Genomic DNA, 21996 nt, shown 5'->3' with positions numbered 1-21996 from the left:
CGGCGAATTCACCAGGGTCACTCCGGCAGTCGGCGCGGCAGCCGCACGGTGAACGTCGTGCCCGCCTCGGGCGAACTGCGCACGCCGACCTCGCCGCCGTGCGCGGTCACCAGCGCCTGCACGATGGACAAGCCGAGCCCGGTGCCGCCGCTGGTTCGCGCGCGGGAGGTATCGGTGCGGTAGAAGCGCTCGAAGACGCGTTCGGCCTCCTCCTGGGGCAGGCCGGGCCCCGTATCGGCCACCTCCAGCCGCACGTCGTCGGCGCCGGGAGCCAGCCGCACGGTCACCTTCGCGTCGGGCGCGGTGTGCGTGACGGCGTTGTTCAGCAGGTTGCCCAAGACCTGGCGCAGCCGCGCCTCGTCGCCGATCACCTCGAGCGTTCCCTCGCCCGGTTCGATCTTCAGTTCGATGGTGCGGACGGGACCGTCGGCATGCCCGGCGGCGACCACGGCGCGTGCGTTGTGCACGGCGTCGCTGGCGACGGCGAGCAGGTCCACCGGGCCGAGTTCCAGCGGGCGCTGGGCATCCAGCCGCGCGAGCATCAGCAGGTCTTCCACCAGCACCCCCATCCGCTGGGATTCGCGCTCGATGCGGTCCATGAACGCGGCGGGATCGTCGGTGGCGCCCTGGCGATACAGTTCGGCGAACCCGCGGATGGTCGTCAACGGCGTGCGCAGCTCGTGGCTGGCGTCGGCGATGAAACGGCGCATGCGCTCCTCGGACTTGCGTGCCGCTTCCTCGGACGCGGCGGTCGCGGTGAACGCGCGCTGGATCTGCGCCAGCATGCCGTTCAGCGACCTGGACAGCCGGTCGACCTCGGTGTTGGTATCGCGCACCGGCACGCGGCGGTGCAGGTCACCGCGGGCGATGGCCGCGGCGGTGCTCTCCACCCGGCGCAGCGGACGCAGGCTGCGCCGCACCAGGAAATACGCGAGCATCGCCAGCACGGCCAGGACTATCGCCCCGACGATCAGCTCGAGCATCACGAGCCGGTGCACGGTGTCGGTGTTCTGGGTGAGCGGCAGCGCGACCGTTGTCGTGCCCTCCGGTGTGCTCAGCGTCAGCACACGCCACCGGATCGGCCCTCCGTTGACGGAGCCGACGGTGTACGGGCCGGACGGTGGGGTCGCGGGCAGGTCGGGTTCGGAGTCGACGGCGAACGCCGGGACGAGGAACAGGCGCCCGTCGGTGCGCATCGAGCGCACGTAGAACTGGCTCGGGGCGTGGCGCGGCTCGGGCGGCAGCACCGGTGGCGGAGGCGGGCGCCTGGACCATTCCATCGCGCCCGCGCGCAACTGCTGGTCGGTCCGGTTGGTCAACTGGCCTTCCAGGGCCGAGGTGACCACCATGCCGGAGACCAGCAGGCCGAGCCCGGCGGTGAGCACCAGCAGGATCGTCAAGGTCCCGCGCAAGGGAATCGCGGATAAGAAGCCGGAGACCTTCGCACGCACCACGACGATCCGGCTCGGGCTCATGAACCGCTCTTGCGATGGGGCGCGCGCATCACGTAACCGACGCCGCGCAAGGTGTGGATCAGCCGCGTATTGCCGGTGTCGACCTTCTTGCGCAGGTAGGAAACGTAGGTCTCCACCACGCCGACCTCGCCGCCGAAGTCGTAGCGCCAGACGTGGTCGAGGATGCGCGGCTTGCTCAGCACGGTGCCCGCGTTGACCATGAAGTAACGCAGCAGCGTGAACTCGGTGGGCGACAGCGCGACCGGTTCACCCGCCTTCCACACCTCATGGGTGTCGTCGTCGAGCTCGATGTCCTCGAAGCGCAGACGCGAACTCTCCCGCTGCGGGGCCGCGTGACCCGCGCGACGCAGGATGACGCGCAGCCGGGCCACCACTTCTTCCAGGCTGAACGGCTTGGTGACGTAGTCGTCGGCGCCGAGGGTGAGGCCGGTGATCTTGTCCTGCACGTCGTCGCGCGCGGTCAGGAACAGCACGGGCGCGTCGACCCCGTCGGCGCGCAGCCTGCGCAGCAGACCGAAGCCGTCCATGCCGGGCATCATCACGTCCACGATGAGGGCCTGGGGACGGAAGGAGCGCGCCTTGTCCAGCGCTTGGGCGCCGTCGGCCGCGCTGTCCACTTCGAAGCCCTGGTAGCGCAGGCTCACCGCGAGCAGTTCGACGATCATCGGCTCGTCGTCGACCACCAGGACCCTGGCCTCGGGTGTCTGCTGCACGGGGGCACCACTCATGGCTAAATGGTCCGGGATCCGGCTGCGAAGTTCCTGGACCGAAGCTGGGTGATTCCTGTGAACGGTCTCAGCGCGGGTCGCGGTCCTCGGGGTAGACGTCGTCGTCGGTCAGCAGCGCGCTGCCCGCGACCTGGTCCTGGGCCAAGGCGTCGAGGAAGGCGCGCGCCCAGCGATCCACGTCGTGGGCGAGCACCTGCCTGCGCATCGAACGCATCCGCCTGCGCTTGACGTCGCGCTCGTCCTCGACAGCCGCGACGATGGCGTCCTTCACGTCGTCGAGATCGTGCGGGTTGCACAGGTACGCCTGCCGCAGCTCGGCCGCCGCGCCGGTGAACTCGCTCAGCACCAGGGCGCCGTTGAGCCCGCTGTGGCACGCGACGTACTCCTTGGCGACCAGGTTCATGCCGTCGCGCAGCGGCGTCACCAGCATCACGTCGGCGGCCACGAAGAACGCGACCAGCTCGTCGCGCGGGATCGGACGGTGCAGGTAGTGCACCACCGGGTAGCCGACCCGGGCGAACTCGCCGTTGATCCGGCCGACCTGGCGTTCGATGTCGCCGCGCATCTGGATGTAGCTCTCGACCCGTTCGCGACTGGGTGTGGCCAGCTGGATCATGACCGTGTCGGCGGGGTTGATCCGGCCCTCGATGAGCAGCTCCTCGAGCGCGTTGAGGCGGATGTCGATGCCCTTGGTGTAGTCCAGCCGGTCCACGCCGAGCAGGATGGTCTTCGGGTTGCCCAGCTCGGCCCGGATCTTGGCGGCGCGTTCGCGCACCGACCTGCGCCTGGAATGCTCGTCAAGTTCGGCGGAGGCGATCGAGATGGGGAACGCGCCCACCCGCACCGTGCGGAACCCCACCTGGACGACGCCGAGCTTGGAGCGCACGCCGATCGAGCCGCGCGAGGTCGGCTGTCCGGCCAGCCTGCGGGCCAGATAGAGGAAGTTCTGCGCGCCGCCGGGCAGGTGGAAGCCGATGAGGTCGGCGCCGAGCAGGCCCTCCACGATCTCCGTGCGCCACGGCATCTGCATGAACAGCTCGACCGGCGGGAACGGAATGTGCAGGAAGAATCCGATGGTCAGATCCGGGCGCAGCATGCGCAGCATCTTGGGCACCAGCTGGAGCTGGTAGTCCTGCACCCACACGGTCGCGCCCTCGGCGGCGACCTTGGCGGTGGCCTCGGCGAAGCGCCGGTTCACGGTGACATAGGCGCTCCACCATTTGCGGTCGTAGACCGGCCGCACGATCACGTCGTGGTAGAGCGGCCACAGCGTGCCGTTGGAGAAGCCCTCGTAGTAGTCGGCCACCTCGTCCGCCGACAGCGGGACCGGATGCAGTTCGAGGCCGTCCTCGATGATCGGCTCCACGTCGACATTGGGGACCCCCGCCCAGCCGACCCACGCCCCCTTGTTGTTGCGCAGGACCGATTCGAGCGCGGTCACCAGACCGCCCGGGCTGCGCTTCCATCGGGTGCTGCCGTCGGGCAGTCGTTCGAGGTCGACAGGGAGACGGTTGGCGACGACGACGAAACCGGAGCCCGCCCCGGAGCTGTTGTTCTCCCTCGCGGCGTCAGCAGTCGAAGTGTCTCTGACTTGCTCGGAGTCGTCGGACGGTTTCATCTGGTCCACTCACGCATCCTTTGCGCGTTGCTTCATCCCGCTGGAGTTGTGTAGTCGACGTCGCCGTTGGCGTCGAGAACGAGACTATTCGCCTCGCGCGTTCGGTCCAATACCCAACATGGACAACAACATCCGGCACTCATCGGCGTCCTCGGCGTAGGCCGCGACCACCCGCTGCGCCTGACGCGCGGTTTCGTCGGCGAGCGGTTCCAGATCGTCGTCCGCAATGTCGTTCGCGCTGCCCTTCACGGCCATCGTCAAGTCCTCCCGGCTCAGTGCGCTCTTACCCTGCGAAAAGCCAATGGTATGCGACGCTGGAGGGTGCGTCCGCCGGGGCGCTGACCGAAAGGCGGCACGCGCCGCCGGGGCACCCCGGTCGACGCGTCCGCCCCGCCGGTCCCTATACCGTGGGAACCAGCACCAACTCTCCACGAAAGGGTCGACATGCCGCTGGCCACGGTGAACGGGATTTCCCTCAACTATCAGGTGAAGGGTGACCGCGCCAAGGGCTCCGCGCCGCTCGTGGTCATGATCATGGGCACCGGCAGTCCCGGCCGAGTGTGGGAGCTGCACCAGGTTCCCGCCCTGGTCGCGGCCGGTTACCGGGTGTGCACGTTCGACAATCGCGGGATCGCGCCGTCGTTCGAGGCCGCCTCGGGCATGACCATCGACGAGCTGGTCGCCGACACCGCCGCCCTGATCGAATTCCTGGACGAGGGCCCGGCGCTGGTGGTGGGCACATCGATGGGGGCGCGCGTGGCGCAGGAGCTGGCGCTGGCCCGCCCCGACCTGGTGCGCAAGGCGGTGTTCATGGCCGGGCACGGGCGGCTGGACCAGTTCCAGAAGACGCTTTCGCTCGGCGAACACGAACTCGACGCCGCCGGGGTGAAACTGCCGCCGAAATATGAGGCGGCGATCACCGCGGTCATGAATCTCTCGCCCGCGACCATGGCCGACACGAACGCCGCGCGCGACTGGCTCGACCTGTTCGAGTTCACCGGAGGGCCGGTCACGCCCGGCATTCGCGCCCAGCGCAGGATGGACCACGATTTCGACCGAGTGCAGGCCTACCGGGCGATCCGCGTGCCTTGTCTTTCGGTCGGATTCGCCGACGACCGGATGATTCCGCCGTATCTGTCCAGGGAGATCGCCGCCGTGATTCCGGGTGCGCGGTACCAGGAGGTACCGGACGCGGGGCATTTCGGGTATTTGGAGCGGCCCGAGGCGGTCAACAAGATTCTCTTGGACTTCTTCGCGGGCTGATTGTGAGTCGGCCGGGGTGGCGGCCTAGGTAACCGCCCAGGCGTAACGTCTTGCTTGCTAGTGTCGAAACAACGCTCGGGGTCTCTCGGTGTCAGGGGTTCACAGCAGCCCGGCACCGGGTGAACCAGGAGCGATCCCGTACATAGCGCCAGTATCCAGTGAGGTGAAATTGAGCACCAACCCCTTCGATGATGAAGACGGCCGCTTCTTCGTCCTGGTCAACGACGAGGAACAGCATTCCCTGTGGCCGGCCTTCGCAGAGGTTCCAGCCGGATGGCGAGTCGTGTTCGGCGAGGACAGCCGCGCCGCTTGTGTCGAGTACGTGGAGAAGAACTGGACCGACATGCGTCCGAAGAGCCTGCGCGACGCCATGGCCGCCGACGACGCGGCTCGTCAGGGCGCCCAGTCCTGATCGGTCCTCCGAGTGCCGCGCTCCCGGCGCGGCAGGTTCGTGGTCCCGTCATGTCTCGCGTCCGAGCGACCGCCGCCGACTCCGTCGTGGGCGGGGCGGTCGCTCGGGCCTGAGCGGGGTCGCGAACGAGCAATGCTCGATCTCGCTTCACTCGAAAGCGGTTATGATGACAACCGCTTTCCCGCCTCCTTAGCTCAGTGGTAGAGCACTCGCCTTGTAAGCGAGCGGTCGTCAGTTCAATCCTGACAGGGGGCTCCATGTCGCAGCTGCTGCGCGTCTGAGCTCAGTAGAGGCCGTGCTCGCGGAGATAGCGCTCCGCGCTCAGCTTCCGCGGACACGGCGGTGTGCAACTCGCGTGCAGTTTCATCAGCCCTCGCGCGTGCTCGCCATCGGCAGGCCTATTGCCGTCTTCGCAGTAGTCCTCCACCCAGGAACGCCGCGCCGTCATCGCTGCTCGTCCTCCAGCCGCGCGAAGATCTCACGCGCCGAGACCGACTCGTCCGGCTCGCCGCCGAGGTCGAGTAGCCAGGGCAACACCCAGAAGACGAGTATCAGCAGTCCGCCGACGGCGGCCATGACGATCAGGGTGACTGCGAGCTCTGCGGGCATTGGCTATATCCCCTCTGTTTGTGGTCTCGTTTGGTGAGCGCCCGGCGCCGAGGAGCTCGAGCGCTCAACCCGACGCCGGGGCCTGCGGATACCTTGTCCTGAGTGACACCCTGCGAAGCGGCACATCGTGTGTCACCGTGGAGGCATGGACGATGCCGGGGTCGGGGAACGGACCGCCAGGGCGCGCAAGCTGGTTCGGCTCACACAGCTACAGCTTGCGTTGAAGGCGAACGTCTCGGTGTCGCTGCTGCGTAAGGTCGAGCGAGGCGCCCGGCCCGCCTCGCCCGCGTTCATCGCAGCCGTGGCAGCCGCTCTGGGCGTGAACATCGAGGACCTGACCGGGCAGCCCTACACTCCGGCGGGCGACGATGCCGGAGCACATGCCACCATTCGCGAGTTGCGCCGGAAGATCCTGGCATTCGACGACGAACCTCTGAGCGCGCCGAGCACGCTGAAAGAGCTGACGGCCGCACTGCGCCGGATTCAGGAGAGCAGGGGTCGAGGTCGGTACGGAGATCACACTGCCGAACTGCCAGACGTGATCCACGGTTTGCATGTGCTCGCGAGCGACGAGCCTTCCGGGCGTCGTCTGGAGTCGATCTATTCGACGCTCGCCTATGCCTACAACAGTGCGTCGTCGGTCGCCTACCGGTACGGCTACCTCGACCTCGCCGGACTGGCCGCCGAGCGCTGCGTGTGGGCCGCTGAGCGCAGTGGTGACCCGGTGTGGCCGATCGCGGCGGAATACCATCGCGCGTTGATCCTGCTGTACTCCGGCTCGTACGCCGGTGGGCTGCGGGTCGTCGAGCGCGCGCACGCCGCCGGCGAGCGACTGCCCACGACACCGGAACTCCTCGCCGTGCGGGGCGCGTTGCACCTGCGCGGGTCGATATTGTCGGCCCGTGCGCTGGACGCCGACACCGCCGACATGCATCTTCGGGAAGCGCGCCGGATCGGCGAGGCGATCAACGCCGACCGGTATCAGGAGTACGGCACGGGGTTCCAGTTGCCGAACGTCGAGATCCACTCCGTCGCTGTTCCCGTCGAGTTGTCCGATGGCACGACCGCGGTGAGCCGCGCCGTGCGGATTCGGCTACCGGCATCGGTCACACCGTCCCGGGTGGGGCATCACTGGATCGACGTGTCGCGCGCGTGGTTGCTCCACGGGGACAAGCAGCGCGCCCTCGCCAGCCTCGACCAAGCGCGCCGGATCGCACCGGGGCTGACGCGCAACCATCCCCAAGTCCACGAGACCGTGCGCGTGCTCGCCCACGCCCGCCGCAGCACCGATTCCCTGGCCCGGTTCGCGAAGTGGGCCAACGTCAAGATCTGAGCTGAAAGACCGGTTTCCCGGTTGCCCTGGGAGACGCGGTCTCTTGCGGGCGGTGAGACCACGCCGACCGAGTTCGGTCGGGCCTTCCTCATGGTGAAGGTCGGTTGTGAGTGGTTCCGGGTGTCGCCGAACGTGTCCGGTCCGAATTCGGCCGAAAGCGTCGGGCGATTCGTCGTCGGATCCGGCCGAAATGGCCGAGCGAAGCGGACGACGAGTATGACGGTCGGTAGCGAACATCCAGCAGATCTGATTACCGACTGACGAGCATGTTTTCGGCTACGAGTCTGTTTGTAGTCTGGTGTGCGCAAACATCTCTCGCGATGAGCCTATTCAGGTCACGGGCAAACACCAGATGAGCTACAAACGGGACATGGCGGCATACTTCGCGCACATTGGGGTGAACCTAGCTGTATCGGGTTCTTCATCTGCCGAAAGTTGCTGAGATGTACGAATACAACGCGTTGCTGCCGACCGATGCGCGGGCTCGTACGAGCACGGGGGTGCGTGATGACTGAGCTGATCGACTTCTCCGCCGCACTCATCGATCCGCAAGCGATCAAGGACGCCGGATACGCGGGTGTCATCGGTTACTTCAGTGATTCCCGTCCGGGCATGAATTTCGGTGCGAAGCCGCTGCGGCGGGAATACTGCGACCGATTGCGCGCCATCGGGCTCGAGATAGTGAGCAATTACCAGTACGGCAAGGGGGAGACCTCGGACTGGAAAGGCGGTTACGACGCGGGCGTGCGTCATGCACGGATCGCGCTGGATTACCACCTCGCGGCCGGCGGGCCCCGTTTCCGTCCGTTGTATGCCCCCGTCGACGCGAATCCGTCTTTGGCGGAGTGGAATTCGCTGATCGCTCCGTTTCTACGGGGCTGGGCATCGGTGGTCGGATGGGAATGGACCGGTATGTACGGCAATGCCCGGTGCATCGACTGGGCACTCGAGGACGGTGTCGCCTGCTGGTTCTGGCAACACAACTGGTCCGGCGATTCCTCGATCAACGGCGACCATCCCGCCGCGCACCTCCATCAGATCCGCATCGACAGGGACCGGGTCGCAGGCGTCGGGGTGGATGTGAACAAAGTCCTCGCCGACGACTACGGCCAGTGGTCGAAGGCCATCTCGAATCCAGGGGGAGCCATGCGGAAGCCGGATTACGTCGAATTGGACCGAATGGGCGACTCCGCCTCCAGCAGGCACGGGGCGCGCGTCGAGAACTTCCTGCTGCACACTCAGGAGGGCAACGGAACGGCCGAGAGCCTGGCCAACTACCTGAACAACCCGGCGAATGGGGTGAGCTACCACTACACCGTGCGCGATCGCGTGGTGGTAGACGTGGTCGACACCGATCTGGCCAGTTGGTCGGTGCTGGACGCGAACTCCTTCACGATCAACCTCTGCTTCGCGGGCAGCCGCGCCGCGTGGAGCCGCAACGACTGGCTGAGCATCCGCGACGACATCCGGATCGCGGCCTGGCTCGCGGTACAGGACGCGCGCAAATACGGGTTCGACACGTATGTCATCGCGCCGCCTTATCAGCGGCGCCAGGGCATCTCCGACCACAAGTACGTCACCGAGTGTCTCGGCATCGGCACGCACACCGATGTGGGACCGAATTTCCCCTGGGACGTGTTCGCCGACGACGTGCGCGGTTTCGCCACCGGCGAGCCGACCGGGTCGGAACCGAACGCGATCAACGATTGCGCGGCCGCGAATCCATGGCTGGGCGCCCGGATCACGCAGGGTGAGATCGCGACGCCCGACGGCGCGGGCCGCTTCGCCCAGTTCGAGCACGGGTACATCTATTGGCATCCGGATACCGGTGCGCACGCCATCCCGGAGACGCTGTGGGGAAAGTTCGAACAGTTGGGCTGGGAGGCGGGCCCGCTCGGCTACCCGATCACCGACCGGGCCGTCCTGTCCGGGCCGGACGGCCAGACGGCGGGTGAGGTGCAAGGCTTCCAGGGCGGGGCGCTCTACCGGCGGCAATCCAGCGGCAGCGTCTACTGGGTGCACGGCGCGATCCGCGACCGCTGGAACCGCGCGGGTTACGAGAACGGGCCGCTGGGCTGGCCGGCGAGCGACGAGATCCCTTGGGACACCGGCACCTATCAGGATTTCGAGCACGGCCGGATCTATTGGACACCGGCTCAGACGCTCGCGACGGTGGCGGTCGGAGGGGTGGATACTCCGCTGCACGACGTGGGTTGACGGATCGAAGCGGAAGGTCCGAACGCGATTCAGTCGGGGACGTTGGCGCCGTGGCCGAGGTCGCGCAGCGCCTGCTTGATCTTGGTCTGGGCCTCGTCCAGGGACTCGGGGCTCGGATTCGGGTCGGCGCCGGAGATGTCGAAGTTGCCCATCGAGAAGGCGGGGAACACATGGACGTGCAGGTGCGGCACCTCCAAGCCCGCGATCAGCAGACCGGCGCGCGGTGCGTCCCATGCGGCACGGACGGCCTGGCCGATCTTCTGGGCGACGGCGGTGATCCGGGCGAAGGTGTCGGCGTCGAGGTCCTGCCACTGGTCGATCTCCTTGCGGGGCACCACGAGGGTGTGACCAGGGGTTACCGGGGCGATGGTGAGGAAGCCGACGAACTCGTCGTCCGCCCAGACGAAACGGCCCGGGAGCTGACCGTCGATGATCGCGCTGAAGACAGAAGCCATGTCCCGCAGCGTAGACCGGGCGGTGCGCCGGGGCGCCGGGGCGGTCCGCGCTATACCGCGACGAAATGCGACAGGATGCCCTGCACCTCGTAGATGTCCACCTGCCGGTTGAACCGCTTCAGCAGCGGTTCGGCGGTGCCCGCGATCCAGATGGCCAGCTCGGCGTCCAGATCGAAGGTGCCCGCGGTCTCCACCGAGAAATGGGTGATCGCGCGATACGGCACGCTGTGGTAGCTCACCTTGCGGCCGGTGACGCCCTGCTTGTCGATAAGGATCAGGCGGCGGTTCGTGAACAGCATCGCATCCCGAACCAGCAGGTAGGCGGCATAGACCTGCTCGCCGCTGCCGAGGAGCTTGCCGTACTCCTGTTGCGCCTGCGCGGGATCGATCCGGCCGGCGTTGCCCATCAGTCCGTCGATCAGACCCATTCTCAGCACTTCCTTCGGGTGCTCCGGTGGCAGGAGCGGTCAGGCCCCACATCCGTTGTCCCTATTCATCATCCCCTTCGCGCGCACCGGCAGCGGCGAAGACGGCGAACGGCTCGTTTAGGCTGTCTGCCGTGCGTGTACTCGTCATCGGTTCCGGAGCCCGTGAACATGCCCTCGTCCTGGCCCTGCGCCGGGACCCCGCGGTGACCGCGCTCTTCGCCGCCCCCGGCAACGCGGGCATCGCCCAGCACGCGCAGGTCCGCCCGGTCGACCCCTGCGCCGCGGAGGACGTCGTCGCGCTGGCCACCGAGGTGGACGCCGACCTGGTGGTGATCGGTCCCGAGGTCCCGCTGGTCCTCGGCGTCGCCGACGCGCTGCGAGTCGCGGGCATCCCGTGCTTCGGCCCCTCGGCCGCGGCCGCCCGGATCGAGGGCTCCAAGGCATTCGCCAAGGATGTGATGTCCGCGGCGGGCGTGCGCACCGCGCACAGCGAGGTGGTGGACAACCCGGCCGAGCTGGACGACGCGCTCGACCGCTTCGGTCCCACCTGGGTGGTGAAGGACGACGGACTCGCCGCGGGCAAGGGCGTGGTGGTGACCGCCGACCGCTCCGCCGCGCGTGAGCACGGGGCCGAACTGCTCGAGCAGGGCCATCCGGTGCTGCTGGAATCGTTCCTGGACGGACCGGAAGTCTCGCTGTTCTGCCTGGTCGACGGGGAGACGGTGGTCCCGTTGCTGCCCGCGCAGGACCACAAGCGCGTCGGTGACGGTGACACCGGGCCCAATACCGGCGGCATGGGCGCTTACACGCCGCTGCCCTGGCTGCCCGAATCGGCCGTCACCGCCATCGTCGAGGACGTGGTGAAACCCGTTGCGGCCGAATTGGTGCGGCGTGGCAGCGGGTTCTCCGGCCTGCTGTACGCCGGGCTGGCGATCGGCGCGGCCGGTCCCGCCGTGGTCGAATTCAATTGCCGCTTCGGCGATCCCGAGACGCAAGCGGTGCTCGCACTGCTGGACAGCCCGCTCGGCGAGCTGCTGTACGCCACCGCCACCGGCACGCTGGCGCGGGTCGCCCCGCCGCGCTGGCGCGACGGCTCGGCGATCACCGTGGTGCTCGCCGCGGAGAACTACCCGGGCCACCCGCGCCTCGGCGACGCGATCTCGGGGGCGGGCGAGGGCGCGCTCGACGAGAACGCGACGGTGCTGCACGCGGGCACCACGCAGCGCGAGGACGGCGCTCTGATCTCCGCGGGCGGACGGGTGCTGAACGTGGTTGGCGTCGGCGCCGACCTCGCCGAGGCCCGCACCCGCGCCTACGACCGCATCGCCGCCATCAAACTGCCGGGCAGCCACTACCGCACGGACATCGGTTTGGCCGCCGTCGAAGGTCGCATCGAGGTCTGAGTCCGCGGCTCGGCGGACTACGCACCGACGGTCGGATCGCTGATCCTGCGCTCGGTCGGCAGCCGGTTCGACAGCGCGGGCGCGATCCGCTGCGGCCATATGACCGAACCCGTGGCCGACCGTCGTCGGCCACGACTCGCCGCGGGCCGATCCTCGGGTGCGCGGAGTCGTTTCCGATGCCGCTGACCGGACACGTGCGTTCCTCAGCCGAACGTGAGCCCGCGCACCGCCAGCCACTGCTGCGGGTCCACGTGCTGCCCGCCGACGATCACCTCGAAGTGCAGGTGCGGGCCGGTGGAGTCGCCGCGGTTGCCCATGCGGGCGATCTGCATTCCCGCGGGCACCCGCTCGCCGACCGAGACGAAGAAGTCGTACATGTGCCCGTAGACGGTGATGCTGCCGTCGTCGTGGCGGATGCGTACCCAGAGCCCGAAGCCCTGCGCCGGTCCCGCGTCGATGACCGTGCCGTCGGCGACCGCGTAGATCGGGGTGCCGATCGGGCCCGCGATGTCGATACCGGCGTGGAAGGTGCCCCAGCGCGACCCGAAGCCCGAGGTGAAGACGCCGTGCGCGGGCAGCGCGAAGCCTCGGCCGCTCGGCGGCATCGCCCCTGGCTGCACCGGCGCGGTCGCGGTCATCCACGGCTGACGCTCACCGGCGACGGCGGCGGCCGCCTCGGCCTTCGCGCGTTCCAGCGTCGCGCGCGCGGCGGCCGCGACCACCGCCTGTTCGCGCAGCCGCTCACCATTGGCGATCGCGTTCAGCAGCCGCGTCACCGACGGTGGGGTGCTCTGCATCTGCGGCGGGTACGCCACGGCCACGCGCTGGCCGCGATCCGGCGCGGGAGTGCGACCGGTGACCGTCCCGGCGAACGACGTGTCGCCCGCGGCGAAAACCGCGGTCGCGACGAGCCCGGCCAGCAGCACCTGGTGCTTGCGCGCCAGTGCGAGCAACTCCGCGCCGGTCGGTTTGCGCCGCCACAGGTCGCGTGGGTCCGGTTTGCGCTCCCACCAGGCTCGCAGGTGGTGGCGGCGGCCCCACAGGGCGCGGGGATCGAGCTTGCCGCCACCCCCGATGAGCCGCCTGCCGGATCGTCGCGGCGAGCGCGCGCGCCAATCGCGCGGAATGACGCCGACACCGGCCACTCCGCGCACTCGGTCGAGCCCGCCTCGTCGAGACTTATCGAGCATCAGGGGAGACCATAACCGCGGCCGCGCGGTAATAGGTGCTCTACCGTCTGTCGAGTGTCCAGAGAATCTCGCCGGTCGACCATTCCACCTTTCTACGTGATGGATGTCTGGAAAGCCGCCGCGGAACGCGCGCGGACCCACGGCGATGTGCTCGTGCTCGCCGCCGGGCAGCCGTCGACGCCCGCGCCCGCGCCGGTCCTGCGCGCGACCGAACTGGCCATTCGGTCCGAATTGCTCGGTTACACCGAGACTTTCGGCATCCTGGCGATCCGGGAAGCGATCGCCGAACACCATCGAGACACCTATGGTTACCGGGTCGATCCGGACGACGTGGTGGTGACGACCGGCTCGTCCGGCGCGTTCTCGCTGATCTTCCTCGCCGCGTTCGACCCGGGCGACACCGTCGTGGTCGCGCGTCCCGGTTATCCGGCCTATCGCAACACCCTCGCCGCGCTCGGCTGCCGGGTGCTCGAACTCGACTGCGGCGCGCAGACCAGATTCCAGCCCACCGTCGCCATGCTCGAGGCGCTCCCGGAGCCGCCCGCCGGTCTCGTGGTGGCCAGCCCCGCCAACCCCACCGGCACCATGATCGCGCCCGCCGAACTCGCCGCGCTGGCCCGCTGGTGCGAGGAGCACGGCACCCTGCTGATCTCCGACGAGATCTACCACGGCATCACCTACGACAGCGTTGGCGCCGACAACGCGACCTCGTCGGCCTGGGAGACCTCGCGGGAAGCGGTGGTGATCGGCTCGGTGTCCAAATACTTCTCCATGACCGGCTGGCGGCTGGGCTGGATGCTGGCCCCGAGCGGGCTGCGCCCCGCGTTGCAGCGGCTGGCCTCGAACCTGACCGTGTGCCCGCCCGCCATCTCCCAGTACGCGGCGCTGCACGCCTTCGGCGCCGAGGCCAAGGAGGAACTCGACGGGCACGTCCGGCGGTACGCGGTGAACCGGCGGTTGCTGCTGGACGGGCTGCCGAAACTGGGCATCACCGACCTCGCTCCCGCCGACGGCGCCTTCTACGCCTACGCCGACATCGGTCACCTCACCGACGACTCCCGCGCCTGGTGCGCCGACGTGCTGAACCACACGGGCGTCGCGCTCGCGCCGGGGGTGGATTTCGACACCGTCAACGGACACCGCACGGTTCGTTTCTCGTTCGCCGGAGCCACCGCCGACATCGAGGCGGCGCTGCTGCGTCTAGGGCACTATCTAGGTGGGTGATGCCCTGCCCGGCAAGAACTTTCCGCAGTTCGGCACCCTGGCCGCGCGGATGCGGTAAAACAACCTTGGTTGCTTTTCCTCGCCGATTTCCCCTGGAAGAACTGATGACGACTGGCACGATGGCACGGTGATCACCGCGACGACCCCGAAAGGCGAACGGCGTCGCCAGGCTTTGATAGCCGCCGCCGCCGAACTCCTGCTCGAAGGCGGGTTCGAGGCGGTGCGGCACCGTTCGGTTGCGACGCGCGCTGATCTGCCCCTGGCGTCGACCACCTACTACTTCGAATCCCTGGACGACCTCATCGCCCGGGCGGTCGAGTTCAGCGGCAATGCCGAGCTGGACGCGATGCGCAGGCGGGTCGGCGAGGTCAGCCACCGCCGCCGCGGCGCCGAGGCCACCGTCGACCTGGTGCTCGACCTGCTGGTGGGCAGCGACGGCCCCGACGAGGGCGCGCGCGGGCAGCTGATCGCCCGCTACGAGCGTTCGGTCGCCTCGGCGCGGCACCCGGAGCTGCGCGAAGTCCAGCTCCGGTTGCGCGCTCAGCTGGACGAGCTGCTGGCCGACGTGCTGCGCCGCTCCGACCGGATGGTGCGGCCGGAACAACTGCGCAGGCTGGTCGCGGTGGTGGACGGCGCGGTCGTCGCCGCGCTCACCGAGATCGACCCCGAACCGCGGCGGATGGCCCGCGGCGCGCTGCTGGAAGTCATCGACATCGTCGCGCCTCCTGCGCGGGCGGCCACCCCCGAACCGGCGGCCTACGCCAGCGCGGACGGCCCCGTGCGAGCCACGCCCCAGCAAGTGGATCGTTACCGCGCACTAGACTGACCGGACGTGAGCATCGTCCCCAATGTCCTCGCCACCCGTTACGCCAGCCCAGAGCTGGTGCACCTGTGGTCGCCGGAGCACAAGATCGTCCTCGAGCGGCGGCTGTGGCTGGAGGTGCTGCGGGCACAGGCGGAGCTGGGCGTCGACGTGCCCGACGGGGTCATCGCGGACTACGAGCGGGTGCTCGACGAGGTCGACCTCGCCTCCATCGCCGAACGGGAGCGGGTCACCCGGCACGACGTGAAGGCGCGCATCGAGGAGTTCAACGCGCTGGCCGGGCACGAGCACGTGCACAAGGGCATGACCAGCCGCGACCTCACCGAGAACGTGGAGCAGCTGCAGATCCGGCTCTCGCTCGAGCACGTGCACGCCCACGGCGTCGCCATCGCCGCGCGACTGGCCGAGCGCGCCGCGGAATACCAGGCGCTGGTGATGGCGGGTCGTTCGCACAACGTCGCCGCGCAGGCCACCACGCTGGGTAAACGGTTCGCCTCCGCCGCCGACGAATTGCTGATCGCGCTGACCAGGCTGCGCGAGTTGATCGACCGTTATCCGCTGCGCGGGATCAAGGGCCCGATGGGCACCGCGCAGGACATGCTCGACCTGCTCGGCGGCGACCCGGCCAAGCTCGCCCGGCTGGAGCAGCAGGTGGCCCGGCACCTGGGTTTCGCGACCGTGTTCACCAGCGTCGGCCAGGTCTACCCGCGCTCGCTGGATCACGACGTGCTCTCCGCGCTGGTGCAGGTGGGCGCGGGCCCGTCCTCGTTCGCGCACACCATCCGGCTGATGGCCGGGCACGAGCTGGTCACCGAGGGTTTCCAGCCCGGGCAGGTGGGCAGCTCGGCGATGCCGCACAAGATGAACACCCGCTCCTGCGAACGCGTCAACGGCTTGCAGGTGGTGCTGCGCGGTTACGCCTCGATGGCGGCCGAGCTGGCGGGCGCGCAGTGGAACGAGGGCGACGTGTTCTGCTCGGTGGTCCGCCGCGTCGCACTGCCGGACGCGTTCTTCGCCATCGACGGCATGATGGAAACCTTCCTCACCGTGCTGGCCGAGTTCGGCGCCTACCCCGCGGTGCTCGCCCGCGAACTGGACCGTTACCTCCCCTTCCTGGCCACCACCCGCATGCTCATGGCCGCCGTCCGCGCCGGTGTCGGTCGCGAAACCGCGCACGAGGTCATCAAGGAGCACGCCGTAGCGGTCGCCCTGGCCATGCGCGAGCAGGGCCGCGAACCCGACCTGCTGGACCGCCTCGCCGCCGACCCGCGCTTCCCCCTCGATCGCCCCGCCCTCGACGCGGCGCTGTCCGACAAGTCCGCTTTCGTCGGCGCGGCCGAAGCGCAGGTCGCCGACGTCGTCGGGCAAGTGCAGAAACTGGTCGACCGGTACCCGGACGCGGCGCGGTATTCGCCGTCGCCGATCCTGTAGCGGGACTACGCCTTTCGCGACGAATCAGCTCGTCGGCCGGACCGGCGGCCGGTATCGTCCCTCGGTGCCCATCCACGCCTCCTGATGTCATCGCCTGGGAAAGCAATGGTCAGGCCACTGGTGCGGACAGTGATCGCGATCGGCGCTGCCCCCTGAATAGCGCGAAACCCGACTGCCCACCGTCCGGTGAAGAGTCGGGTCCACTTCTCCCAGCTACTGCCAGGAGCTGATTCGATGGTACCGCACCTGTTGTGTTCGAGCTATGCGATTGCGTAGCACGAACACAACAGATGACCGCATAGGCTGCGGGTCGTGAATCCCTACACGATTTTCGCCGATATCGTTGCCGGGCGGGCGCCGTCGAGCAAGGTCTACGAGGACGACGATGTGGTGGCGTTCATGGATATTCGGCCGATGACGCCGGGGCATCTGCTGGTGGTGCCGAAGGTGGCGGCGCGCAGTCTGGCGGAGCTCGATCCGGTGGTCGGGGGAAAGTTGTTCCAGGTGGGGCAGCGGCTCGCGGCGGCGATGCGGGCAAGCGAGGTGGGGTGCGACGGGGTCAATTTCTTTCTGGCGGACGGGGTGACGGCGGGGCAGGAGGTCTTCCATGTGCATCTGCACGTCATCCCGCGCACCCCGGGGGACGGGTTCGGTTTGCGTGGTCGCCCGACCAGTCCGCGGCGGGAGGATCTGGATTACCTCGCCGCCTCGATCCGGGGTGCGCTGGGGAACTGAGTTCGCCGACTCGGCCGCCGCTTTTACGGAGCGACGGGTCAGTCGCGCACCAATTCGGCTGCCGTCCAGTTCGGATAGTCGCTGTAGCCCTCGGCGGTGCGGCCGTACAGGAATTCCTCGCGAATGGGAGCCAGGGGCAGGTCGTAGCGGATGCGGTGCACGAGATCGGGATTGGAGATGAACGATCTGCCGAACGAGACCAAGTCGGCGAGGCCTGCGCGCAGCACCTGTTCGGCGCCGGCCGCCGTGGTCGGTTCGCGGTTCTCGCCGATGTTCGCGATGAGCGTGCCGTGCCAGCGCGGCCGCAGGTCACGCAGCGCGGGGTAGCGGTCGTCGTCGGTGAGGTGCAGGTACGCCAGGCCGCGCCGGTCGAGTTCGGCGACGAGTGCGCGGTAGAGCGGGCCCGGGTCGGCCTCGGACATGTTGAACTGCGGATTGCCCGGCGAGAGCCGGATGGCGGTGCGTTCCGCGCCGATCGCTCCGGTCACCGCGTCCACCACCGCGAGGGGCAGCCGCATGCGGTTGACGATGGAACCGCCGTATTCGTCGTCGCGCAGGTTGGTGTTGTCGGCCAGGAACTGGTGCAACAAATAGCTGTTCGCGCCGTGGATCTCGACACCGTCGAAGCCCGCGTCCATCGCATTGCGCGCGGCGGCGGCGTAGTGCTCCACGGCTGCCGCGATACCGGCGCGATCGAGGGCGACCGGCGTGATCGGATCGGCCTTGCCGCCGTCGATCAGGTGCACCCGGTCGTCGTCCAGCACCGCCGACGGTCCGGCGGGCCAGGACCCATCGATGCGGGCGAGCGGGTGGCCTTTGCGTCCCCCGTGCATCAGTTGCGCGAAGATCCGGCCGCCGCGCGTGTGTACCGCCTCGGTGACCCGGCGCCACGCCGCGACATGCGCGGGGGTCTGCAAGCCGGGCACCCAGGCTTCGCTCTGGCCGGTCGAATGCGGCCAGATGCCCTCGGTGACGATGAGCCCGGCCGTCGCGCGCTGGGCGTAGTAGTCGGCGACATCGCCGGTCGGCGAGCCGTCGGGCAGCGAGCGCAGCCGAGTCATCGGCGACATGACGATCCGGTTGGGCAGGTCGAGCGGATGGTTGCGGTATTCGGTCAACAGCAGCATGGCTGTACCGTAAAACCTGACATTGATGTTAGGTCAAGGAGCGAAAGTGCGGATCGGTGAACTGGCCGAGCGGACCGGCGTGAGCGTCCGGTCGCTGCGGTACTACGAGACCAGAGGTCTGCTGGCCGCGCAGCGGACCTCCGGTGGGCAGCGGGAGTATCCGGAGTCGGCGGTCGACCGGGTGCGGCGCATCCAGGAGATGTTCGCCGCGGGCCTGCACAGCGACACCATCGGCGAACTGCTGCCGTGTATCCACGACGTCGACGGCACACCCAATGCCACGGCGACGCCGTTCCTGGTGGAGAAGCTCACCGAGGAGCGCGCCAGAATCGATCAGGCGATGCGCGATCTGCGCCGGACGAGCCACGTGCTCGACGGCATCATCCGTGCGGCGGGTGGCGAGGCATCCGGACAGTAGGGTGGACGCCATGGCTCTCGACAGCGGAACGATCTCCGAACCCGGTAGCGGCGCGGTGGCGCCGCCGGTCGCCGAGACGGTGCCCACCCGGCGGGTGCACCACGGCGACGTGTTCGTCGACGAGTACGAGTGGCTGCGGGACAAGGAGAATCCCGACGTCATCGCCTATCTGGAGGCGGAGAACGCCTACACCGAGGCGCAGACCGAGCACCTGAGCACGTTGCGCGAGACGATCTTCGACGAGATCAAGGCGCGCACCCAGGAGACCGACCTCTCGGTGCCCACCCGGCTGGGCGACTACTGGTACTACTCGCGCAGCTTCGAGGGCAAGCAGTACGGCGTGCACTGCCGGTGCCCGATCGCCGCGGGCGCTCGAGGCATCGACGAGTGGACCCCGCCCCAGCTGAGCGCGGAGACCGAGGTCCCGGGCGAAGAGGTGCTGCTCGACAGCAACGAGCTGGCCGAAGGGTACGACTTCTTCGCCCTCGGCGCGTTCTCGATCAGCCATGACGGCACGCTGCTCGCCTACTCGGTGGACAACGTCGGTGACGAGCGGTACGTGCTGCGGTTCAAGGATCTGCGCACCGGCGAGCTGCTCGGCGACGAGATCGCGGGCACGGCACCGGGTGCGACCTGGTCGCTGGACGGCAGCCACGTCTTCTATCAGACCGTCGACGAGTCCTGGCGGCCCGACACGGTGTGGCGCCACCGGCTCGGCAGCACCGATCCGGACGTCAAGGTGTTCCACGAGCCCGACGAGCGCTACTGGGTGAGCATCGGCGCCAGCCGCTCGGAGAAATACCTGATGATCTGGGTCGGTTCCAAGATCACCAGCGAGGGCTGGGTGCTGGAGTCCGACGACCCCGAGGGCGAGTTCCGCGTGCTGCTGCCGCGCCGCGAGGGTGTCGAGTACTCCGCCGAGCACGCGGTGATCGGCGGCGAAGACCGCTTCCTGATCCTGCACAACGACGTGGTGGACGGCGTCAAGGCGGAGAACTTCGTGCTGGCCGAGGCGCCGGTCGACGACCCGTCGAACCTGACGCCACTGATCGGGCATCGCGAGGACGTGCGGCTCGAGGACATCGACGCGTTCCGCGACCACCTGGTGCTCAGCTACCGGCGCGAGGCGCTCACCCGGATCGCGGTGTGGCCGCTGACCGCCGAGGGTTACGGCGAGCGGCGCGAACTCGACTTCGATCTGGAACTCTTCGCGGTCGGCGTCGGCGCCAACCCGGAGTGGGCCCAGCCGACCCTCCGCATCGGACTGACCTCGTTCATCACGCCGATGCAGGTGTTCGACTACGTCCCGGCCACCGGCGAGCTGCTGTTGCGCAAGGAACAGCCCGTGCTCGGTGGCTACGACGCGAACGACTACGAACAGCACCGGCAATGGGCGGTCGCCGAGGACGGCACCCGGATTCCGATCTCGCTGGTGCGGAAGAAGACCACCGCGGCCGACGAGCCCAAACCGTTGCTGCTCTACGGCTACGGCTCCTACGAGGCGAGCATCGACCCGTCGTTCTCGGTCGCCCGCCTGTCGCTGCTGGATCGCGGCATGGTCTTCGCGGTCGCGCACGTGCGCGGCGGCGGCGAGATGGGGAGGCTCTGGTACGAGCACGGCAAGACGCTCACCAAGAAGAACACCTTCACCGACTTCGTGGCCTGCGCCCGGCATCTCGTCGACGCGGGAGTCACCGCCCCGGACCGGATGGTCGCCGACGGCGGCAGCGCGGGCGGCCTGCTGGTCGGCGCGGTGGCGAACCTGGCCCCCGAACTGTTCGCGGGCATCCTGGCGAACGTGCCGTTCGTCGATCCGCTCACCTCCATCCTCGACCCGTCGCTGCCGCTCACCGTGATCGAGTGGGATGAGTGGGGCAACCCGCTGGCCGACAAGGACGTCTACGAGTACATGAAGTCCTACTCGCCGTATGAGAACGTCGAGGCCAAGGACTATCCGGCGATCCTGGCGATCACCAGCCTGAACGACACCCGCGTGCTCTACGTGGAGCCCGCGAAGTGGATCGCCAAGCTGCGCGCCACCGCCACCGGCGACGCGCCGCTGCTGCTGAAGACGGAGATGAGCGCGGGCCACGGCGGCGTCAGCGGGCGCTACGAGAAGTGGCGGGAAGTGGCCTTCGAACACGCCTGGCTGCTCGATACGGTCGGTCTCGCCGACGCGTAGCGCACCGCCCGATCGCCGTGCGCACCGGTGAAAGCGGCGCGCCGATCGCGGGGCGAGCGGCCGACGCAGGCGTGACGGAATGTTCGCCACCTGGTCATATAGCCTGCACGTCGCGGACACGTGCGGCTGGCACCGTGGGTTCATGAACGCTGAGCTGGTCGTATCGGTTTCCGGGATCAGGGACACCACCCGGGACACGGCGATGGGGTTCGCCGAGGAAATGGATCGGCGCGGCGTGCCTCTCTCGCTGCTGGTGGCTCCGCGGCTGAAAGGCAAATACCGGTTGCTCGACGACCCGGCGACGCAGGCCTGGCTGCGCGGCCGCCGGGCCGGCGGCGACGCCATCGTGCTGCACGGCTACGACCAGGCGGCCACCAAGCGGCGGCGCGCCGAGTTCGCCGCGCTGCCCCGGCACGAGGCCCGATTGCGGCTGACCGCCGCGGATCGCGTGCTGGAGCAGGCCGACCTGCGTACCCGGCTGTTCGCGGCCCCGCGCTGGGATGCCTCGACGGGCGCGCTGGACGCGCTGCCCGAGGTCGGTTTCCGGCTGGCGCTCGGGTTGACCTCGATCATCGACCTGGAGCGCAATATGGCGCAGAAGTCCAGGGTGTACGGCATCGGCGAGGGGTTCCGCGCCGAGCCCTGGTGGTGCCGAGCCCTGGTCATGGGCGCCGCGCGCACCGCCCGTCGCGGCGGCGTGCTGCGACTGGCCGTTTCCGCCGCGCAGCTGACGCGTTCCGGCCCCCGCCAAGCCGTGCTCGACGCCGTCGACCTGGCGCTGTTCCACGGTGCGGCTGCAACGACCTACCGGTGGGAGCCCTTCCCGGCCGTTCGAGCCGCATAACTGACGCCGCGGGCGGCGGCGGGTCGGCCCCATCGCCCGCGGCCGGTCGGGACCGCCGTGGCGCGACCGATCGGCGCCGTC

General features: G+C 68.8%; 21 protein-coding genes and 1 tRNA gene. 13 read left to right on the top strand and 9 right to left on the bottom strand.

The window, feature by feature from the left end:
• Positions 1-17: 17 nt before the first annotated feature.
• The 4 genes from ABZ420_RS10080 to ABZ420_RS10065 all read right to left on the bottom strand — a co-directional run bounded on the left by ABZ420_RS10080 (position 18) and on the right by ABZ420_RS10065 (position 4076).
• Positions 18-1475, bottom strand: a complete 1458-nt coding sequence (locus ABZ420_RS10080; RefSeq protein WP_357119689.1) for a HAMP domain-containing sensor histidine kinase — start codon at positions 1473-1475, stop codon at positions 18-20.
• Positions 1472-2203, bottom strand: a complete 732-nt coding sequence (locus tag ABZ420_RS10075) for a response regulator transcription factor (RefSeq protein WP_357119686.1) — start codon at positions 2201-2203, stop codon at positions 1472-1474. Before ABZ420_RS10075 ends, ABZ420_RS10080 begins: the two co-directional genes overlap by 4 nt.
• Before the next feature lie 67 nt (positions 2204-2270).
• A complete protein-coding gene (locus tag ABZ420_RS10070; protein WP_357119985.1) occupies positions 2271-3821 on the bottom strand; it encodes a trehalose-6-phosphate synthase in 1551 nt (516 codons plus the stop codon).
• 84 nt (positions 3822-3905) lie between these two features.
• Positions 3906-4076 (bottom strand): hypothetical protein, encoded by a 171-nt coding sequence (locus ABZ420_RS10065; protein WP_168434172.1) that lies wholly within the window; start codon positions 4074-4076, stop codon positions 3906-3908.
• Between the two features lie 189 nt (positions 4077-4265).
• On the opposite strand from ABZ420_RS10065, the gene ABZ420_RS10060 reads away from it, so the two are divergent.
• The 3 genes from ABZ420_RS10060 to ABZ420_RS10050 all read left to right on the top strand — a co-directional run bounded on the left by ABZ420_RS10060 (position 4266) and on the right by ABZ420_RS10050 (position 5754).
• Positions 4266-5084, top strand: a complete 819-nt coding sequence (locus tag ABZ420_RS10060; protein ID WP_062968666.1) for an alpha/beta hydrolase — start codon at positions 4266-4268, stop codon at positions 5082-5084.
• A 169-nt stretch (positions 5085-5253) separates the two neighbouring features.
• A complete protein-coding gene (locus ABZ420_RS10055) occupies positions 5254-5496 on the top strand; it encodes an MbtH family protein (protein ID WP_011207082.1) in 243 nt (80 codons plus the stop codon).
• Positions 5497-5679: 183 nt separating this feature from the next.
• Positions 5680-5754 (top strand) — tRNA-Thr (locus ABZ420_RS10050).
• 186 nt (positions 5755-5940) lie between these two features.
• On the opposite strand, the gene ABZ420_RS10045 is transcribed toward ABZ420_RS10050, so the two are convergent.
• Positions 5941-6105: a hypothetical protein gene (locus tag ABZ420_RS10045; RefSeq protein ID WP_157106552.1), complete on the bottom strand. Its 165-nt coding sequence runs from the start codon at positions 6103-6105 to the stop codon at positions 5941-5943.
• 145 nt (positions 6106-6250) lie between these two features.
• Here ABZ420_RS10045 and ABZ420_RS10040 point away from each other — a divergent pair, with 145 nt between their 5' ends.
• Both ABZ420_RS10040 and ABZ420_RS10035 read left to right on the top strand, forming a co-directional pair.
• Positions 6251-7438, top strand: a complete 1188-nt coding sequence (locus ABZ420_RS10040) for a helix-turn-helix transcriptional regulator (protein ID WP_357119683.1) — start codon at positions 6251-6253, stop codon at positions 7436-7438.
• 507 nt (positions 7439-7945) lie between these two features.
• Positions 7946-9655 carry a glycoside hydrolase domain-containing protein gene (locus ABZ420_RS10035; RefSeq protein WP_357119680.1) on the top strand — a complete coding sequence of 570 codons (1710 nt, stop codon included), beginning with the start codon at positions 7946-7948 and terminating at the stop codon, positions 9653-9655.
• 29 nt (positions 9656-9684) lie between these two features.
• Here the strand turns inward: ABZ420_RS10035 and ABZ420_RS10030 are convergent, their stop codons facing one another.
• Complete coding sequence (locus ABZ420_RS10030) at positions 9685-10110, bottom strand: HIT family protein (RefSeq protein WP_357119677.1); 426 nt, start codon at positions 10108-10110, stop codon at positions 9685-9687.
• A 50-nt stretch (positions 10111-10160) separates the two neighbouring features.
• The gene (locus ABZ420_RS10025) at positions 10161-10538 is read right to left on the bottom strand and encodes a PH domain-containing protein (RefSeq protein ID WP_040864711.1); all 378 of its coding nucleotides are present in this window, start codon (positions 10536-10538) and stop codon (positions 10161-10163) included.
• 131 nt (positions 10539-10669) lie between these two features.
• Here ABZ420_RS10025 and purD point away from each other — a divergent pair, with 131 nt between their 5' ends.
• Entirely contained in the window at positions 10670-11941 is a 1272-nt protein-coding gene (gene purD, locus ABZ420_RS10020) for a phosphoribosylamine--glycine ligase (RefSeq protein ID WP_357119674.1), read from the top strand.
• Between the two features lie 203 nt (positions 11942-12144).
• Here purD and ABZ420_RS10015 read toward each other — a convergent pair whose 3' ends face one another.
• Positions 12145-13131, bottom strand: a complete 987-nt coding sequence (locus ABZ420_RS10015) for a M23 family metallopeptidase (RefSeq protein WP_357119671.1) — start codon at positions 13129-13131, stop codon at positions 12145-12147.
• 54 nt (positions 13132-13185) lie between these two features.
• Here ABZ420_RS10015 and ABZ420_RS10010 point away from each other — a divergent pair, with 54 nt between their 5' ends.
• The 4 genes from ABZ420_RS10010 (at position 13186) to ABZ420_RS09995 (ending at position 17344) form a co-directional block, all read left to right on the top strand.
• Positions 13186-14355, top strand: a complete 1170-nt coding sequence (locus ABZ420_RS10010) for a pyridoxal phosphate-dependent aminotransferase (RefSeq protein WP_357119668.1) — start codon at positions 13186-13188, stop codon at positions 14353-14355.
• 127 nt (positions 14356-14482) lie between these two features.
• A complete protein-coding gene (locus ABZ420_RS10005) occupies positions 14483-15181 on the top strand; it encodes a TetR family transcriptional regulator (RefSeq protein ID WP_245548814.1) in 699 nt (232 codons plus the stop codon).
• 6 nt (positions 15182-15187) lie between these two features.
• Positions 15188-16609: an adenylosuccinate lyase gene (purB, locus tag ABZ420_RS10000; RefSeq protein WP_357119665.1), complete on the top strand. Its 1422-nt coding sequence runs from the start codon at positions 15188-15190 to the stop codon at positions 16607-16609.
• 312 nt (positions 16610-16921) lie between these two features.
• Positions 16922-17344 (top strand): HIT family protein, encoded by a 423-nt coding sequence (locus tag ABZ420_RS09995; protein WP_040864716.1) that lies wholly within the window; start codon positions 16922-16924, stop codon positions 17342-17344.
• A gap of 38 nt (positions 17345-17382) precedes the next feature.
• Here the strand turns inward: ABZ420_RS09995 and ABZ420_RS09990 are convergent, their stop codons facing one another.
• Positions 17383-18471 carry an alkene reductase gene (locus ABZ420_RS09990; protein WP_357119662.1) on the bottom strand — a complete coding sequence of 363 codons (1089 nt, stop codon included), beginning with the start codon at positions 18469-18471 and terminating at the stop codon, positions 17383-17385.
• 46 nt (positions 18472-18517) lie between these two features.
• On the opposite strand from ABZ420_RS09990, the gene ABZ420_RS09985 reads away from it, so the two are divergent.
• The 3 genes from ABZ420_RS09985 to ABZ420_RS09975 all read left to right on the top strand — a co-directional run bounded on the left by ABZ420_RS09985 (position 18518) and on the right by ABZ420_RS09975 (position 21915).
• Positions 18518-18889 (top strand): MerR family transcriptional regulator, encoded by a 372-nt coding sequence (locus tag ABZ420_RS09985; protein WP_357119659.1) that lies wholly within the window; start codon positions 18518-18520, stop codon positions 18887-18889.
• A gap of 10 nt (positions 18890-18899) precedes the next feature.
• Positions 18900-21071, top strand: a complete 2172-nt coding sequence (locus tag ABZ420_RS09980) for a S9 family peptidase (RefSeq protein WP_357119656.1) — start codon at positions 18900-18902, stop codon at positions 21069-21071.
• A 142-nt stretch (positions 21072-21213) separates the two neighbouring features.
• On the top strand, positions 21214-21915 hold the full coding sequence (locus ABZ420_RS09975) for a DUF2334 domain-containing protein (RefSeq protein WP_357119653.1): 702 nt from the start codon (positions 21214-21216) through the stop codon (positions 21913-21915).
• Positions 21916-21996 lie beyond the last annotated feature (81 nt).

The organism is Nocardia sp. NPDC005745, from assembly GCF_040630775.1.
In the GTDB taxonomy this organism is placed as follows: domain Bacteria; phylum Actinomycetota; class Actinomycetes; order Mycobacteriales; family Mycobacteriaceae; genus Nocardia.
This window is presented reverse-complemented; position numbering and strand designations above follow the sequence as displayed.

Excerpts from the sequence above, each read along its gene's own strand:
- ABZ420_RS10080 (WP_357119689.1), bottom strand. The coding sequence starts at position 1,475 with ATGAGCCCGAGCCGGATCGTCGTGGTGCGTGCGAAGGTCTCCGGCTTC.
- ABZ420_RS10075 (WP_357119686.1), bottom strand. The coding sequence starts at position 2,203 with ATGAGTGGTGCCCCCGTGCAGCAGACACCCGAGGCCAGGGTCCTGGTG.
- ABZ420_RS10070 (WP_357119985.1), bottom strand. The coding sequence starts at position 3,821 with ATGAAACCGTCCGACGACTCCGAGCAAGTCAGAGACACTTCGACTGCT.
- ABZ420_RS10065 (WP_168434172.1), bottom strand. The coding sequence starts at position 4,076 with ATGGCCGTGAAGGGCAGCGCGAACGACATTGCGGACGACGATCTGGAA.
- ABZ420_RS10060 (WP_062968666.1), top strand. The coding sequence starts at position 4,266 with ATGCCGCTGGCCACGGTGAACGGGATTTCCCTCAACTATCAGGTGAAG.
- ABZ420_RS10045 (WP_157106552.1), bottom strand. The coding sequence starts at position 6,105 with ATGCCCGCAGAGCTCGCAGTCACCCTGATCGTCATGGCCGCCGTCGGC.
- ABZ420_RS10040 (WP_357119683.1), top strand. The coding sequence starts at position 6,251 with ATGGACGATGCCGGGGTCGGGGAACGGACCGCCAGGGCGCGCAAGCTG.
- ABZ420_RS10035 (WP_357119680.1), top strand. The coding sequence starts at position 7,946 with ATGACTGAGCTGATCGACTTCTCCGCCGCACTCATCGATCCGCAAGCG.
- ABZ420_RS10030 (WP_357119677.1), bottom strand. The coding sequence starts at position 10,110 with ATGGCTTCTGTCTTCAGCGCGATCATCGACGGTCAGCTCCCGGGCCGT.
- ABZ420_RS10025 (WP_040864711.1), bottom strand. The coding sequence starts at position 10,538 with ATGGGTCTGATCGACGGACTGATGGGCAACGCCGGCCGGATCGATCCC.
- ABZ420_RS10015 (WP_357119671.1), bottom strand. The coding sequence starts at position 13,131 with ATGCTCGATAAGTCTCGACGAGGCGGGCTCGACCGAGTGCGCGGAGTG.
- ABZ420_RS09990 (WP_357119662.1), bottom strand. The coding sequence starts at position 18,471 with ATGCTGCTGTTGACCGAATACCGCAACCATCCGCTCGACCTGCCCAAC.
- ABZ420_RS09980 (WP_357119656.1), top strand. The coding sequence starts at position 18,900 with ATGGCTCTCGACAGCGGAACGATCTCCGAACCCGGTAGCGGCGCGGTG.
- ABZ420_RS09975 (WP_357119653.1), top strand. The coding sequence starts at position 21,214 with ATGAACGCTGAGCTGGTCGTATCGGTTTCCGGGATCAGGGACACCACC.